Below are 16,443 nucleotides of genomic sequence, written 5' to 3' on the forward strand. Positions count from 1 at the left end.
TCAGAAAAATTATAATATTCTGAAGCACAAAACTTTCATTTAGTATTTATATTTTATCCACTTTATAATTTCACCCCAAGATGGTTTTTTGCCGGTTCGTAAAATTCCAACTCTAAATATTTTTCCTGCAAACGGAAATATTGCAAAAATTGTTGCAATACTTAAAATTATCGAAACTGCAAATTGCCAAATTGGAACATCAACAATTGTCATTCTTGCTGGCATTACAATTATTGATGCAAATGGAAACATTGATGCAACCAATGCAATTGGGCTTCCGGGATTACGTACAAGCGACATTGCGATAAAAAATGGAATCATAATTAACATAAGTACCGGCCACATTCCGGATTGTGCATCTTGAGCATTTTCAAAAATTGCTCCAATCATTACAAATAAACCTATGAATGTTATCAATCCTAAAAAGTAGTTAAAAAGTAAATACAAAATTTGTCCAATTGAAATACTGAAGCTAAACTCTTGCGGTAAAGCAAAAATTTGTGTGAATGTTACAAGAATTAACGGAATCAGCCAAACAGCCATTTGGAAAACTCCCGTAATTGAAGCGCCGAATATTTTACCCGCCATAAATTCTTTACTGCTGACTGATGAAAGTAAAACTTCTGCAACTCTGCTGTTTTTTTCTTCCATAACAGATTGCATTGTCATTTGTCCCATCATAATTAAACTAAGATAAAGTAAAAATGTAAATAAATAAGAAACCACTAAGTTTCCGTAACCTTCTTCTTCAATTTGCTGATCTTTAGAAACTTTGAATCCGGTAAAACCAACTCTGGAACGCGCAAAATCCAAATCAGCTTCCGATAAATTTTTGTTCTGAAAATAATTATTTACCAAAACTTTATTTACATAACTGTTTAATTTTTCTGTAATTGTTGCATTATTAGGAGTTTTAGAATAATATTCAACATTTTTATTCGTTTTTGCTGAATCAGAAACGAAAATTATTGCGGCAAGTTTTTCATCAAGTAAATCAGATTTTTTTTCTTCTAAATATTTTTTTAATTCGCTTTTAGACTTTGTGGAATATTCAAAACTGTAGTATTTACTTTTAATAAAAGGTAATTCTTCAAATTCCGATTTGAAACTTTGCGTAAGTTCTTGAGATTCCGTAACCAATTCTAATTTTGTATTTTCATCTCCATCGAAGGAAAATAAAAACATCTGAATACCTAAAATCAAAATCATCAATGCCGGTATGGCTAAAGTCATTGCAATAAATGCTTTGGAAAGTAATTTTTCTCTAAGTTCTCTTTTTAGCAATCCGATAATTCTATAATTAAACATTTTTTACCTCCAAAATTTCTTCATCAACTTTTCCGGCTAATTCAACAAAAATTTCTTGAAGTGAAATTTCGTTAGCACTGAAATTTTTTACAACAATTTTATTCTCAACAAGCATTTTTAACAATTGTTGAATTTGAGATGAATCATTAACTTTAATTCCCGTTGTGTTTCCGTAATCAAAAATTTTATCAATTATTGGATGATGTTGAAGAAATGAAATATCGCCATCATAAGTTAAGCTAACATTTTTTTGAGAATATTTTTTCTTAATTTCATTAAGTGAGCCATTAAGAATTATCTTTCCATGATTTATCATTGCAATATGATCACACATTTTTTCAGCAAAATCCATTAAGTGAGTTGAGAGAATTATAACTTTATTTTTTTTCTTTTCTTCAAGAATAATTTCTTTTAGCAGATTTGTGTTTATCGGGTCCAAACCGGAAAATGGCTCATCTAAAATTATAAATTCCGGATCATGCAAAATTGTAGAAATGAATTGAACTTTCTGCTGATTACCTTTTGATAAATCTTCTACTTTTGCATCTTTTCGATCAATCAAATCAAATCTTTCTAAATAATTTAAAGCCTTTTTAGTGACATCTTTTCCAAGTTTTCCTTTAATTTCCGCAAAGAATAAAAGTGTGTCTAAAACTTTCATTTTTTTGTAAAGTCCGCGTTCTTCGGGAAGATAGCCGACTTTGTTTTTAAATTCTTGTCCAACTTTTGTTCCGCGCAAAATTATTTCACCGGAATCCGGCATGTAAATATTCATCATCATTCGGATTGTTGTAGTTTTGCCGGCGCCGTTTCTACCAATCAATCCAAATATTGATCCTTCTGGAACTTCAAAGGATGCATTATTAACGGCTGTAATTCCGTTAAATGTTTTCGTTAAATTTTTAACTTCGAGTGCATTCATATTTTCTTCATTTAGTTAATAATTTTTTGATTGAGACGTTTTTATTTGCTTAAGGTTTAATAAAATGTTACCCCATCCAAAATCCTTTACGATGTGAAACGCCTAAAACTTTTTTACAAAATTGGCAAAAGTAAATAAATCTTACTCCTAAAATTGATTCAACCCTTCTAGCAAAAACACTTTTTAATTCATTATTGCAATGGGGACAAATTGGATTTTCATTTTCGGTTTCAATTACGTTAATCATAAGTCTATTCCTTATTTAAGTAATTAATTACCCTTAAAATATAAAATAAAAATTTTTTAAATATTAATATTGTGTTAATTATTTTTACAATTGTAAAATAATTTGGAGTAATAATGGCTAAATCAATTTTAGTAATTTTGGTTGGTAACAGAAAAGAATCAGCTGTAAAAGTTCAGCAAATTTTAACTGCTTGGGGATGCATAATTAAAACTAGATTGGGAATTCATGACGGAGTTTTGGATAATTGCAGCGATGAAGGTTTGTTGATTTTGGAATTACACGGAACTGAAGACCAGAAAAATGAACTTTCCAGAAAAGTTGCAGTTTTACCCGGAGTAAGTTCCAAATTGGTTGAGCTGAGTTTAGATTAAAGAATTCTTGATTTAATTTTTTCTGTAGTTAATTCTTTCAACTCATCTTTCCCAATCCATTTGGCAGATTTGGATTCGGAATTTATTAATTTTTCGGAAATTTCAATTGCTTTCTTGTTAAGATACATATTTCTTTTTCCAATTTGACGCAAAGCCCAATTAACAGCTTTCTTTACAAAATTTCTTTCGTCATCAGATTTTTCAATAATCTTTTGAAAATAAATTTCGAAATCCGTATCACTTAAATTTTTTGAATGAACTGCTAAAGTTGCAGCTAAAGCAAAACCGGCGCGTTTTACAAATTCTTCTTTTCGTTCCATCCACTCTAAAGATTTCTCAAATGCAAATTCGCTTTTGCGGAATAAATTCATGCAGCATTGATCGCACAAATCCCACGAATTAAAATCTTTTACCCAAGAATTCATTTGAGATTTTGTTACAAGCTTTGGATCATCAATAATTGTTGAAAGAATTCTTGCTTCGTGAATTTTTGTTTTCCACAATTCAATTGCGAGACTGTGATTTTTCCCAATTTGCTTTCCTAAATTTCTAAGAAACGGCATTGAAATTCCAAAAGCAAATTCTGGATTGATTCCAAACTTTGCCATTCCTTCAACATTTTTTGAATTTTTATTTTGCTTCAGAATTTTAATTATTTCATCAACTGAAAATTCTTTACTCATATTTTATATCATTAATTTTAAATTTTCCAAATTTGAATTTACCTTTTTCCAATTCCCATTCAATTTCGCAATAAGTAGGAATTAAAAACGAATTATATTTTTTATAATCTGAAAAATAAATTGTAAAAAGTGATTCTTTATAATTTTCATTCATAGGTCGGAATTTATCTAAAGTTTCGATTTTATTAATTGTACCATTTGCATTGAAAAATAATTTTGCAACAACCGAAGTTTTGGAATTAGTAAATTTTATTTCAGCAATATTTGAATCGAGAATATTCCAAATTAGATTTTCACTTGGTAAAAGTGAAGTAGGAAAATAAACTGCTTCCGATAAATATTTAAACAAATTTGATTTATCAATTTCAATTCCCCAAGAATCACCAATTGTAACGCTTGAGTTTATTTTAATTAAAGTATTTCCTTTATTTTTTAAATAACTTTCAACAATTTCAATCCAGAATAATTTTGAATTTCCAATCTCTGCATCCCACAATAAACTTGGTTTTTGAGTTGTAAAATATTCTGCTGATTTTATTTTCAACCAATTTGAATTTTCTTCCGTTTTAATTTCACCGGATTGATTTAGTGTAATAAAATTCGGTATTTGAGAGCTATCATCAATTACAGTTTTGAAATATTTCTGAATTAATTTTGGCTGATTATCAATTTGATAGAAGTAAAATATTTTTTTGTTTTTGAAATTTATGGAACTTCTTAATTCATCAATTTCAGAGTTGATAGTATATTTTGTGTAAACTTTTCCGCCCCAAAATAAAAATAGAAATAATAGAAACAGAATTGTTAAAATTGAAATTACAATATTTTTCATGGCAAATTAAAAATGTAAAGCGTTTCTTCCGGATCAGAAATTATGTACAATTTATTTTGAGAAAAATTAATTGCGATTCCTTCAATTTGTTTTATATCAACATTATATTTCTGAATTAATTTTCCTTCAGTTGAACATTTGAAAATGGCTTTACTTTCATCGCTGATTATCCAAAGTTCATTTTTAGTTTTATCAAAGCACAATCCGGATAGATCTTTTGCAAATTCAATTTTATTTTGTGAAATAATATTTCCGTTCAAGTCGGTTTCAATCAATAAACACGGGCTTTTTTCGTTAACAATATATAAATGATTATTTATAGAATTGTACTCAATTCCTTCAAATCCCGAATTTGGTTTTCCATAAATACTTAGCGAAAATCTTTTAATTTCTTTTCCGTTGATATTCAAAAATACAACTTCGCGAGTTCTTTCTAAAATTGTTACAATAGTTGTATCGTTAAGTAAAGTAATTCCTTCAAGATCAAATCCATTTAATGAAAATGAATTTAAAACTTCTCCATCAAAATTAATTTGATAAATTTTACTCGATTCATCGCTGACAGTCCAAAGTGTATTTGTAATTTCATCGAGGTATAATCCGGATGGTTCGGGAACATTTATTTTTATCTGCAAAACCGGTTTTATATTTCCGCTGATTCCGTTTGCATTATTATTTGAATTGCAAAAATTAGAAATTGTAATTAGTAAAATAGCTGAAATGATTTTTAAAAGTTTTCTCATGTTTTATATCGAATTAATTTTAGTAAAAAATTCCAGCAATTTTTGTTTATCTAATTTTCCGTATGTTCTAACACTTGAACAAAGATCAACCCCATATGGCTTAACGGTTTGAACTGCTTCAATAATATTTTGTGAATTTAATCCGCCAGCTAAATAAACGGGAACTTTAACTTTTTCTACAATTGTCTTACTAATTTTCCAATTATGAGTTTTTCCAGTTCCACCTAAAATTTTAACAGATAAATTTTGATTTCCGGAATCGAGTAAAATTGCATCAATATCATTTTCAATTGCCAGAGCATCATCAATACTTTTTTCATTTTGAACATGCAAAACTTGAACAATTTTTATATTTGGAATTTCATTCCTAATATCTGAATAAATTCCATCAATTAAATTATCAACAATTTGCACAGTATTGGTTTTGCATCTTTTTAATTGATCAATAATTTCTTTTGCATTTTGTTTACTAGTAAGTAAAAAAGTATTGATATTTTGCGGAACCGATTTTGCAATTTCTGAAATTAAAGATTCCCCAATAATTCCGGGACCGCTTGGCATTTCAGAAACTAATCCTATTGCCGAAGCGCCTAATTCTATTGCTGTTTGAGCTTCTTCCAAACTTGAAATACAGCAAATTTTTACTTTTACATTTTTCATAAAATTAAACATGCACCGAATTATAAATTTCAAAAAGTTTCATATCGCAAAGTTCACCTTTTATAAAAAGATTATCCTTTAAAATTCCTATAAAATTAAAACCGGATTTTAATAAAACTTTTTCTGAAGCAATATTTTCGAGTTTACATCTTGCAATAATTTTTTTCAAATTCAGTTTGGTAAAACCAAATTTTACAACTTCCGAAATTGATTCGCTTACATAACCTTTATTCCAAAATTCTTGAGCCAAAACAAATCCAATTTCAGCAAAATTATTTTCTTTATTAAAATTTACAAATCCAATTGTTCCAATAATTTTTGAATTATCTTTTAACTCAATTCCCCAAGGTGCTGGCTCGTTTTTATTATAACCTTCGTAAATTAAATTTAAAAATGCAATTGTATCAATTTCACTTTTGTGTGCTTCCCACAAAACATATTTTGCAACTTCGGGATTTTTCGCATATTCGTAAATATCAAATCGATCCGAATATTCAATTTTACGCAAAATTAACATTTCGGTTTCCAGTCTCGGTAATTTTATGAAAAGGTTTTCTAACAATTATTTTCCAAATTTTGTATTATAAATATTTAATGGCATTTTTAAAAATATAATTTACAAAACTTTTGGAGATTTTATGGTGAGCAAAGATTTATTAGATATTTTGTGCTGTCCGGAAACTAAAACTGATTTGGTTCTTGAAGGAAATTTTTTAATTTCTGTTGATAAAGCAACACGAAGAAAATATAGAATTGAAGACGATATTCCCATTATGCTTATTGATGAAGCTGAACAATTGAGTTTGGAAGAATGGACAGAAATTATGAAAAAACATAACAAACCTTTTTAATATGATTGTTAAGACTGATAAATCCGAATTTGAAAATTATTTATGCGATGCCTCAAACATAAAAGGGATTTGTGAAAAGGTTTATTTCCCAGAAAATAAAAATGAAATTGTTGAAATTTTAAAATTTGCGAATAAAGAAAAAATTAAAGTTACGGTTTCTGCGGCAAGAACCGGATTAACCGGCGGAAGTGTTCCGGAAAACGGAATTTTAATTTCTCTGGAAAAGTTAAATAAAATTATTTTGTTTGATGAAAAAAATAAATTCATAATTGTTGAACCCGGAATTTTACTTTCGGAACTTCAAAAAATAGTTGAATCGAAAAATTTATTTTATCCGCCAGACCCGACAGAAACAAATAGTTCAATCGGTGGTAATGTTGCCACAAACGCAAGCGGTGCAAGAACTTTTAAATACGGATCGACAAGAAATTTTGTGGAAGAATTAGGAATAATTTTACCAAATGGAGAAGAAATTACTTTAAAACGTGGTGAAAATATTTCGGAAAATTATTTAGGAAAAATTATCACCAACGAAAATCATAAAATAGAAATTGCAATTCCGGAATATGAAATGCCAAAGGTAAAACATGCAGCCGGATATTATACAAAAAAAAATATGGATTTAATTGATTTGTTTATTGGCTCAGAAGGAACTTTGGGAATTATTACAAGTATAAAACTTAAATTGATTGATTTACCAAAACAAATTCTTTCGATGATTATTTTCTTCGATTCGGAAGTTAATAGTTTTTCATTTTTAGGAGAAATTAAAGAAAAGTGTAAAAATGCAAATTCACTAATCGATGTAAGAGAAATTGAATTTTTTGATGAAAATTCATTAAAATTATTGATTGATGAATTTCCAAATATTCCGGAAAATTCTAAAAGTGCTATTTGGATTGAACAAGAACTTGAGAATAATGAAGATGAAGTGTTAGATGAAATTACAGAAATTATTACAAAATATGATGGAAATTTGGAAAATATTTGGTTTGCAATTGATGGAAACGAAAGAAATAAAATGAAGTTATTCAGACACAGTATTGCATTAAAAGTGAATGATATTATTTCACAAAGAGGATTAAAAAAAGTTGGAACAGATAATGCCGTTCCGGATGACAAATTTTATGAATTTTATAAATATACATGCGGTCTTATAAAAGAAAATAATTTAGATTATGTTGTTTACGGACATATTGGAAATTCGCATTTACATTTTAATATGCTGCCAAAAAGTAAAAATGAACTTGATTTGAGCAGAAAACTTTATGGGGAAATCTGCAAATTTTCAACAATATTGGGCGGAACAATTTCTGCCGAACACGGAATTGGAAAATATAAAAGAGATTTTCTGTTAAATATGTTTGGCGAAGAGAATATTTTGAAAATGGCAAATTTAAAAAAGTCCTTGGATCCAAATTTAATTTTAAACACCAATAATATATTTGATGAAAAATATTTTACAAAAATATAAAATCCTTATTTTAATAGCTTTTTCATTTTTCACAACTTATTCTGAAATATTTCCTCAAATTAATAATGATGAAAACCAAATTCGTTTGGCAAAATCTTATGAAGAAATAAATAATTATGAAGAAGCTGAAAAAATTTACAAAACATTAATTTCCCAACAGCCGCAAAATTATAATTATTACAGAAATCTTTACGATTTATTTCTAAAACTTAAAAAATATGATGAATGTAAAATTCTAATTGAAAATCAAATTCTTCTAAATTCTCAAAATATTGATTTATACGGAGACCTCGGGTCTTTATATTATTTGATCGGAAATGAAAAGGAAGCATTTGAAACATGGGAAAAGGGGATATCACTAAATTCTGAAAATGCGTTTAGTTACAGAATTATTGCAAATTATTTAATTGAAAATCGTTTGATTGAAAAATCTATTAGCTATTTGGAAATCGGAAATTCCAAATCTGAAGATCAAACTATTTTTTCATATGATATTGCAAATCTTTATTCCATAACAATGAAATTTGATAAAGCTGCCGACGAATATTGCAAAATTATTTTATCAAAACCAAATCAAATTGCAATTATCAAAAATCGGATATTCGGTTATATTAATTCAAATGGAGCTGAAAAACCAACTTTTGAAATAATCGAAAGTTATTATAACAAGTTTAAAAATCTAAAATTTCTTGAATTACTGATTGATCTTTATATTCAGACGAATAACTTTGAAAATGCATTCAAAAATGCGGTTATCTATGAAGAAGAAAATACGAATAACGGGTCGTATTTATTTAATATTGGACTAAGATTTTCTCGACTTGGGGCACATGAAGTTGCGGCAAATACGTTTAATTATGTTTTAGAAAATTTTCCACAAAGTCAGTTAATTCCTCAAACTGAAATAAATTATACTCGAGAAATTGAGTTAAACTTAAAGAAAATTTTAACAAAAAGTGATAATTGGAAAAAGTTCAATAATCAAAAATTTGAAATAAGTGGATTTCAAAATTTAATTTCATCTTATGAAAAACTTGCTAAAAAATACCCGAATGATAATGTTGGAATTGAGGCAAAATTTAGAAGCGGAATAATTTATCATGAATTTCTAGAAAATTACACAAAAGCAGATAGTATTTATCAAAAAATAATTTCGGAAAATAATGGAAATGTGATAATTCCGGATGTAAAATTAAGATTGGCAAAATTAAAATTGCAAAATGATAGTTTAATTTCTGCAGAAAAAATTCTTGATGAAATTTTAATGTTCAAAATAAATGATGAGAATCTTCAAAAAGAAATAAAATTTTTATTAGCTAAAACGAAAATGTGGAAAGGAAAATTCAGCGAAGCGATTTTGAAATTTAATGATGTTAAATCAAACTCCGAAGATGAAAATACAAATGATGCTCTTCAATATTTATTAATATTAAATACGTTTAAAAATGATTCTCTTAATTTACTTTCTTATGTAAATGCCGATTATCTAATTGAGAAAAGAAAATATATAGATGCTTCTATCGAATTTAAAAAGTTAGCTGAAAATAAAAATTTAATTTTGCTAAAGGATTTTGCTTCAATAAATTATGCAGAATTATTATTATCATTGAATAATTATAAAGAAGCTGTTATTTTTTTGGAGGAAATTTCAAATAGTGACGAAGATAACATCTATAAAGATAAAATTTTCTATTTATTAGGATCAACATATTATTATGGTATTAATGAAAAGGAAAAAGCGTTAAAAATATTTTCAAGAATTTTTAATGAGTTTCCAAATTCAATTTTTGCTGGAAAATCCAGAAAAATAATTTCAGAAATTAATGATGGGGGAAAAGGTAATATATGAGCGATTTGCACGATCATAAAATTGTGAAATGTTCTTTTTGCGGAAGAGATGGAAATGAAGTGACAAGCATGGTTGCCGGTCCAGATGTTTACATTTGTGATATTTGTGTAAAAACAAGTGTGGATATTTTAAAAAATAATCTAGCCGCATATAACAATAAGGAAACTTCTACAAATTCCTTAACTCCGGATATGATAAAGAAAAGTCTCGATGAATATATTATTGGTCAAGAAAGAGCAAAAAAAGTAATTTCCGTAGCGGTTTATAATCATTACAAAAGAATTAACGCAACTTCATCAATGTTTGATTTTGATGATGTTGAAATTGATAAAAGTAATATTTTGCTTATTGGCGCAACCGGAGTTGGAAAAACATTAATTGGTAAAACACTTGCCGGAATTTTGGATGTTCCATTTGCAATTGCCGATGCTACAACATTAACCGAAGCCGGATATGTTGGAGATGACGTTGAAACAATTTTGGTTCGTTTGCTTCAAGCGGCAGATTACAATTTAGAAAAAGCACAAAAAGGAATTATTTATATCGATGAAATAGATAAAATTGCTCGTAAAAGTGAAAGTGTTTCAATAACAAGAGATGTTTCAGGTGAAGGAGTGCAACAAGCATTATTAAAAATTTTAGAAGGAACTGTTGCTGGAGTTCCACCTCGCGGTGGAAGAAAACATCCCGAACAAAGTTTAATAAATATTAATACAAAAAATATTTTGTTTATACTCGGCGGTGCATTTGATGGAATTGAACAAATTGTTGGTTCGCGATTAAATAAAAATTCAATGGGATTTTCAGTTGCTCAAGATGATGAAAAAGAAATTATAAAAGATGAACTTTACACAAAAGTTGAACCGGAAGATTTGTTAAAATATGGAATAATTCCGGAATTAATTGGAAGAATTCCGATTATTGCACCACTACATTCACTAAATGCCGATGCATTAAAAAGTATTTTAACTGAGCCAAAAAATGCGATATTAAAACAATATAAAAAATTATTTTTAATGGAAGGTGTTGAATTAGAATTTGATAAATTGGCAATCGATTCAATAGTTAAAAAAGCAATGGAGAGAAAAACCGGTGCAAGAGCTTTAAGATCAATTGTAGAAACAACTTTATTAGATATTATGTATGAACTACCAAATTTAGATAATGTTGAAAGATGTTTAATTACAAAAGATACGGTTGAAAAAGGTGATTCACCAATTTATTACGAAGTAGATAGAAAATCGGCATAATTTGAATAAAATTACTTTTTAAAAGACCCAGTAGAAATGCTGGGTTTTTTGTTTTTAAACAAAATATTCTGATTCACAGAGATGTATTTTTTTGAATCAATATGATACAAAAAGATCATTTTTGTGATTTGAAACAATTCAAGCTCAAAGCAAATCTTGAAAATTCAGTTAAAAATCAAATCTTTTAAATGGCATCAGAATTGATTTAGTCACTTGTTGATTAACAAATTTCGAATTATATGAACACTGGACAAATGATTATAACAATGGCTGCAATGATTTTATTATCAACAGTCATTTTAAGTGTAAACAAAAATGCACTTAACACAACAAGTTCCATGACGGAAAACAAATATCAAATTTTAGGTATTTCTTTAGGAACAGCATTAATTGAAGAAGCTTTTAGTAAATCTTTTGATGCTTATACAGCTTTAAACCCAATTACCGGTGAAGCTGAACAAGCTGATAATTTATCGGATTTAACAAATTACTATAGTCTTGGTCCGAGCAATCTTGAGAAAAAGCGAAGAAATTTTAATGATTTTGACGATTATAACGGATTTGTTGATAGTGCTTCAAATGCATCTGTTGATTCTTTATCATCAGAAATGCGTAATAATGATATTGCAGCAATATTCAAAGTTGAAAGCAAGGTTTATTATGTAGATCCATCAACAGATAACAAATTAAAAAAAGTAAACTATAGAACATGGCATAAAAGAATGGATGTATTAGTAACAAGCAGGTATTTAGGTGATGGTTTAGACACAATTAAACTTTCAAAAATTTATAGTTACTTTTTTTATTAGGAGTAAAAATGGGATTTTCAAGTTTATTGGATATTATTGGTTCAACAATGGTAGGGGGAATAATTCTAATAATTTTATTTAGAATGAACGATTCAGCGGTTGAAAATCATTACCTAAACAGCGGAGAATTAATTGTTCAAACCAATCTAATTTCTGTTGTTGAATTACTAGAATATGACTTAAGGAAAATTGGATATTGTTCAAATTGGGAAGGTGCACCAGTACCCGGAGAAGCATTGCTTAGTGCAACAGATACAAGTATAAGTTTTTTAACTGATGTTCCAACCGATACAAAACCATTTGGTGATGGAATTATAGACACCTTAAAATATTGGACTGGTTCTCCCCTAGAAGAAGATGTATTAAAAACTCCAAATCCCAATGACAGAATGTTATTTAGACAAGTAAATGGAGAACCTCCACTATATTCAAACATGGGGATTACACAATTTAAAATTGTATACTTTGATGCCTTGGGAAACGAAATTCCACTTTATACTTTGATTGCAAATGCTTCTGCTAAACAACCTTTAGGAATCATTACAATGCAAATAGATATCACAGTAGAAAATACGGCTTCTTATGGTGATTTAGCAGATGAAGAAAATGAAGTTTATTCGAAAGATAAAAGTGCATTTTGGAGACAAATAAGACTTGCAGCACCAAGCTTAAATAATAGATAAAAATATTAAGGAGTAATTTAAAATGGGTGGAAAAGCCATTTTAATAGTTGTGATATCATTTAGTTTGATGTTTACAGTTGTTAAATATAATTCATCAAATACTTCATCAAATGCTGCTGAAAGGCTAGCATCATATTATATTAAAACTAACGCCCATAATATTGCAGCAAGTGCAGCAAATATCGCAGCAAATGAACTTTTTAGAGACCCGAATTGGAGTGGATTTAGCCAAGATACACTTTATATGAATGGCGGCTATGCTGTTATTAGTGTTAGTAAACCAGCAAATGCAAAAGCAAAATTTGATGCAAAAGCCGTTTATAAATTCTTTTATGCTGGGGAAGAGTTTTCAGAAGAATCACGTGTAAATTTTGTTCTTAATGCAACAAATTATTCGCGATTTGGATATTATACAAATGTTTGGGGTTCAGGATATTTGGTTACTGGTGATACAATTGATGGTCCATTTCATACTCAAACAAAATTAAATACCCTTGGTTCACCAGTTTTTCTTGGAAAAGTAACCACAAAACAAGGAATTAATATGGTTGGAAATAAATATGGATTTGGTCCAGCGAATCCAGAATTTAAAGGAGGGTATGAAACTCCAGTTGATGTGCCGTTTACATTAAATACTTCAGCTTTATTAGGTGTAGCTTCAACTGGTGGGAGAGTTTTTCAACATCCATCTGGTTCTAATTTAGATGTAAGATTACATTTTAATGCTGATGAAACTGTTGAATGGAGCACAAGAAAAACAGGTACATCAAGTTGGTCAACTCCTATTGTTGCAGATTTGGATACTTTTACAACAAATGGTGTAATATGGAATAAAAAAGGAAATTTATATTTATCTGGAACAGTAAATGGAAAATACACTGTTGGTACAGCAAAAGGCGGGGGCTCAACGGGATATGTATATTTAGAGGACGATATTGTTTATCGTAAAGATCCTCTGAAATTTGTGAACGGAGGAACCACAATTACAAATCCAGATTGCGAAGATATGCTTGGCATAATCGCAGAAAAACAAGTTGTAGTTAAAGATAATGCTGCCAATAGAGATGATATAAATATACATGCAGCACTATTTAATTATGATGGTGGTATTACAGTGGAAGGTATTAGTTCATCAAAACCTAATATGGGAACAATGAGAATACATGGAAGTTTAATTGAAAATAGTGCCCAAACTACTGGCTATACAAATGGGGCTGGGTATCATCAAGTTATCAAATATGATAAACGATATAGAAATTCAACTCCACCATCTTTTCCTGCTACAACATCTTATGAAATTGTTTCTTGGTTTGAATAATATATTAGATTATGAATACCGGACAAACACTTATAACAATAGCAGCTTTAGCACTAATTGTATTAACAGTTCTGAACTTTAATAAAAGTTCTTTGAACACTCAAGATAATTTAATTTACAATAAAGAGTATATTGTTACTACAACTGCAGCGCAATCTTTGCTTGAGGAAATAAGCAGCAAGGCATTTGATGAGAAAATTGTGAATGGTGCAACAATTACAAATGCATCAAATTTTACATCATCACTAGTTGCGGAAACCGGTGAAACTTATCCCAATTTTGATGATATTGATGACTATAATAATTTTAACAGAAAAGACTCAATATCAAATCTCGGTGTTTTTAATTTTATGGCAAAAGTAAATTATGTAAATGATGATCTACAATTTTCTGGAGCAAATACATATCACAAAGCAGTAAAAATAAAAGTAGTTAACCCAAATCTAAAGAATCCTTTTACCGGAATAGTAGATACAATTACGATTACGACAGTTTTTAGTCAATGGAAAATGTTATAAGTTATGGGATTTAGTACTTTAATAGACATATTAGGCGCAATGATTATTGGAGCACTAATGCTTTTAACAATAAAAGCATTCAACGGAAATGTGAATGAAAATACAAGCAAATATCATAGTGATTTAATTGTACAACAAAATTTAGTTTCAATTATTGATTTGATTGAATATGATTTTTCACGATTGGGATATTGCGAAGATCCGTCAAAAATTCCTAACCCACAAGATATGATTCTTTATGCTGATTCAACTTCAATAGAATTCTGTACAGATCTTGCGGTAAGCAGTTCTGATTTTAGAGGTGATGGAATTTTAGACACACTTCGTTATGAACTTGGTGTCGATATAAACCAAACTCCGAATCCAAATGATAAATTATTATATCGGTTTATTCCCGGGTACTCAAAAGATGCTTCGAATTTAGGAATTACACATTTCACAATAAAATATTTTGATAATTTCGGTAATGTTTTACCTCATCCAATAAATACTCAAATTATTGCTTCTATGCAAATAGATATCAAAGTTGAAGATTGTTACGGTTACGATACGGATAATTCAGAAAAAACACATAATGATAAATTTGCAACGGCAATGTGGCGGCAAATTCGTTTAGCAACAAAAAATATAAGCAGGTAAAATGGGCGGAAAAGCAGCATTATTGTTGGTTTTAGGATTTAGCAGCATTCTTCTAATTATTGGATTAAATTTCAATTCCGTTTCAGGTTCTGCTGCGGATAATTCCGGCAAATATTTTGAACAAGTTTTGGCAAAAGAAATTGCAAGAACAGGAATAAATTTAGCTGCAAGTAATATTGCAAAAAATCCTGGTTGGACACCTGACGGAAATCCTTATAGTTTTAATGGGGAAGATAATTTGGTAATAAGTGTAAATGATACAGGTGATATAAAAACCATTAGCGCATTCGGTGAATATAAAGGTGTTACTAAATTTATTGAAGTTAAAGTAAGAGCAGCTAGTTTTTCGGAATTTGCATACTTTTCTGATGAAGAAGCACCACCGGGAAAAGAGATTTGGTGGACGAAAAAAGACTCTGTTTGGGGTCCATTCCATACAAATGATGTTCTGAGAGTTGCTAAACATCCGTATTTTAACGGACCCTCAACTTCTCACGGAGGTTCATTAATTTACCAAAGTGATGCAGCTGCAGATGAACCCGTAATTGTTGGTGATTATAATCCCGGTTTAACTATTTCATTACCAACAGATGGGGTTTCCGGATTATCATCTAAAGCTGCTGAAACCGGAGGTTATACATTTTCCGGGCAAGCAGAAGTTTTTCTTGAATTTGCCGGAGATAGTATAAAATATAAATTCAACGCCGCAGATGCATATACAACAGTTCTTGGAAGTAATTTAGCACCTTCTGGAATTATCTATGTAAATAATGGAAATTTAAGGTTAAAAGGAACAGTTAAAGGAAAATGGTCGGTTGGTACAAATCAATCTGTTTATCTTGATGACGATATAGTTTATAGCGATATTCCAGATTATACTGATAAAAATGATCCTTCTAATGATATTTTGGGAATTTTATCAAAAGATAATGTTTACATTACAAATAACGCTGATAATGCAACTGATATTAATATTCATGCATCAATTTATGTTGAAAACGGCGGATTTATGGCTGAAGATTACGAATCTAGACCGGTAAGTGGTTATATAAATTTGATCGGCGGAGTTACGCAAAAAACCCGTCAAGGAGTTGGAACTTTTAATACGAATTCCGGAAATCCGGAAAGTGGTTTTGCCAAAAATTATCGTTATGATAACAGACTACAAAGAATGGTTCCTCCTTATTTTCCCAGCACAAATACATTCAGAATCCTTTCGTGGTTAGAATAGTACCTTTTTCATTTTCACTCCATCAACTTATTTAATTACTTCATATTGGGTTAAT

The 16,443-nt window shown here is 29.2% G+C and carries 19 protein-coding genes; 11 read left to right on the forward strand and 8 right to left on the reverse strand.

The features are described from left to right. Nucleotides 1-39: 39 nt before the first annotated feature. The 3 genes from IPM32_06100 to IPM32_06110 form a co-directional block, all read right to left on the reverse strand. The gene (locus IPM32_06100) at nt 40-1,308 is read right to left on the reverse strand and encodes an ABC transporter permease (protein MBK8944831.1); all 1,269 of its coding nucleotides are present in this window, start codon (nt 1,306-1,308) and stop codon (nt 40-42) included. Continuing rightward, on the reverse strand, nt 1,301-2,230 hold the full coding sequence (locus IPM32_06105; GenBank protein MBK8944832.1) for an ATP-binding cassette domain-containing protein: 930 nt from the start codon (nt 2,228-2,230) through the stop codon (nt 1,301-1,303). The genes IPM32_06100 and IPM32_06105 overlap by 8 nt, the downstream gene beginning before the upstream one ends. Nucleotides 2,231-2,297: 67 nt before the next feature. Beyond that, nucleotides 2,298-2,477: a hypothetical protein gene (locus IPM32_06110; GenBank protein MBK8944833.1), complete on the reverse strand. Its 180-nt coding sequence runs from the start codon at nt 2,475-2,477 to the stop codon at nt 2,298-2,300. 113 nt (nt 2,478-2,590) lie between these two features. Between IPM32_06110 and IPM32_06115 the strand changes: the two genes are divergently transcribed. Further along, complete coding sequence (locus IPM32_06115) at nt 2,591-2,848, forward strand: hypothetical protein (protein ID MBK8944834.1); 258 nt, start codon at nt 2,591-2,593, stop codon at nt 2,846-2,848. On the opposite strand, the gene IPM32_06120 is transcribed toward IPM32_06115, so the two are convergent. Genes IPM32_06120 through IPM32_06140 form a run of 5 tightly spaced genes read right to left on the reverse strand, consistent with a single transcriptional unit; the run spans nt 2,845 to nt 6,283 of the window. Further along, nucleotides 2,845-3,531: a DNA alkylation repair protein gene (locus tag IPM32_06120; protein MBK8944835.1), complete on the reverse strand. Its 687-nt coding sequence runs from the start codon at nt 3,529-3,531 to the stop codon at nt 2,845-2,847. The genes IPM32_06115 and IPM32_06120 overlap by 4 nt on opposite strands. After that, nucleotides 3,524-4,363, reverse strand: a complete 840-nt coding sequence (locus IPM32_06125; protein MBK8944836.1) for a hypothetical protein — start codon at nt 4,361-4,363, stop codon at nt 3,524-3,526. The genes IPM32_06120 and IPM32_06125 overlap by 8 nt, the downstream gene beginning before the upstream one ends. Next, a complete protein-coding gene (locus IPM32_06130; protein ID MBK8944837.1) occupies nt 4,360-5,106 on the reverse strand; it encodes an SdiA-regulated domain-containing protein in 747 nt (248 codons plus the stop codon). The genes IPM32_06125 and IPM32_06130 overlap by 4 nt, the downstream gene beginning before the upstream one ends. Nucleotides 5,107-5,109: 3 nt before the next feature. Beyond that, complete coding sequence (locus tag IPM32_06135) at nt 5,110-5,778, reverse strand: phosphoribosylanthranilate isomerase (GenBank protein MBK8944838.1); 669 nt, start codon at nt 5,776-5,778, stop codon at nt 5,110-5,112. Further along, the gene (locus IPM32_06140) at nt 5,771-6,283 is read right to left on the reverse strand and encodes a GNAT family N-acetyltransferase (GenBank protein ID MBK8944839.1); all 513 of its coding nucleotides are present in this window, start codon (nt 6,281-6,283) and stop codon (nt 5,771-5,773) included. Before IPM32_06140 ends, IPM32_06135 begins: the two co-directional genes overlap by 8 nt. Before the next feature lie 121 nt (nt 6,284-6,404). On the opposite strand from IPM32_06140, the gene IPM32_06145 reads away from it, so the two are divergent. The 10 genes from IPM32_06145 to IPM32_06190 all read left to right on the forward strand — a co-directional run bounded on the left by IPM32_06145 (nt 6,405) and on the right by IPM32_06190 (nt 16,388). Next, nucleotides 6,405-6,617 (forward strand): hypothetical protein, encoded by a 213-nt coding sequence (locus tag IPM32_06145; protein ID MBK8944840.1) that lies wholly within the window; start codon nt 6,405-6,407, stop codon nt 6,615-6,617. A gap of 1 nt (nt 6,618) precedes the next feature. After that, on the forward strand, nt 6,619-8,091 hold the full coding sequence (locus IPM32_06150) for an FAD-binding oxidoreductase (GenBank protein ID MBK8944841.1): 1,473 nt from the start codon (nt 6,619-6,621) through the stop codon (nt 8,089-8,091). After that, nucleotides 8,066-9,940 (forward strand): tetratricopeptide repeat protein, encoded by a 1,875-nt coding sequence (locus IPM32_06155; protein ID MBK8944842.1) that lies wholly within the window; start codon nt 8,066-8,068, stop codon nt 9,938-9,940. Before IPM32_06150 ends, IPM32_06155 begins: the two co-directional genes overlap by 26 nt. Beyond that, nucleotides 9,937-11,190 carry an ATP-dependent Clp protease ATP-binding subunit ClpX gene (clpX, locus tag IPM32_06160; GenBank protein MBK8944843.1) on the forward strand — a complete coding sequence of 418 codons (1,254 nt, stop codon included), beginning with the start codon at nt 9,937-9,939 and terminating at the stop codon, nt 11,188-11,190. The genes IPM32_06155 and clpX overlap by 4 nt, the downstream gene beginning before the upstream one ends. Before the next feature lie 239 nt (nt 11,191-11,429). Next, entirely contained in the window at nt 11,430-11,999 is a 570-nt protein-coding gene (locus tag IPM32_06165) for a hypothetical protein (protein MBK8944844.1), read from the forward strand. An 8-nt stretch (nt 12,000-12,007) separates the two neighbouring features. Next, nucleotides 12,008-12,682 carry a hypothetical protein gene (locus tag IPM32_06170; protein ID MBK8944845.1) on the forward strand — a complete coding sequence of 225 codons (675 nt, stop codon included), beginning with the start codon at nt 12,008-12,010 and terminating at the stop codon, nt 12,680-12,682. A gap of 22 nt (nt 12,683-12,704) precedes the next feature. Beyond that, nucleotides 12,705-14,000, forward strand: a complete 1,296-nt coding sequence (locus IPM32_06175; GenBank protein ID MBK8944846.1) for a hypothetical protein — start codon at nt 12,705-12,707, stop codon at nt 13,998-14,000. An 11-nt stretch (nt 14,001-14,011) separates the two neighbouring features. Further along, nucleotides 14,012-14,518 carry a hypothetical protein gene (locus tag IPM32_06180; protein MBK8944847.1) on the forward strand — a complete coding sequence of 169 codons (507 nt, stop codon included), beginning with the start codon at nt 14,012-14,014 and terminating at the stop codon, nt 14,516-14,518. 3 nt (nt 14,519-14,521) lie between these two features. Beyond that, on the forward strand, nt 14,522-15,157 hold the full coding sequence (locus tag IPM32_06185) for a hypothetical protein (protein ID MBK8944848.1): 636 nt from the start codon (nt 14,522-14,524) through the stop codon (nt 15,155-15,157). Between the two features lies 1 nt (nt 15,158). Then, nucleotides 15,159-16,388 (forward strand): hypothetical protein, encoded by a 1,230-nt coding sequence (locus IPM32_06190; GenBank protein ID MBK8944849.1) that lies wholly within the window; start codon nt 15,159-15,161, stop codon nt 16,386-16,388. Nucleotides 16,389-16,443 lie beyond the last annotated feature (55 nt).

Source organism: Ignavibacteriota bacterium (genome assembly GCA_016716225.1).
GTDB lineage: Bacteria > Bacteroidota > Ignavibacteria > Ignavibacteriales > Melioribacteraceae.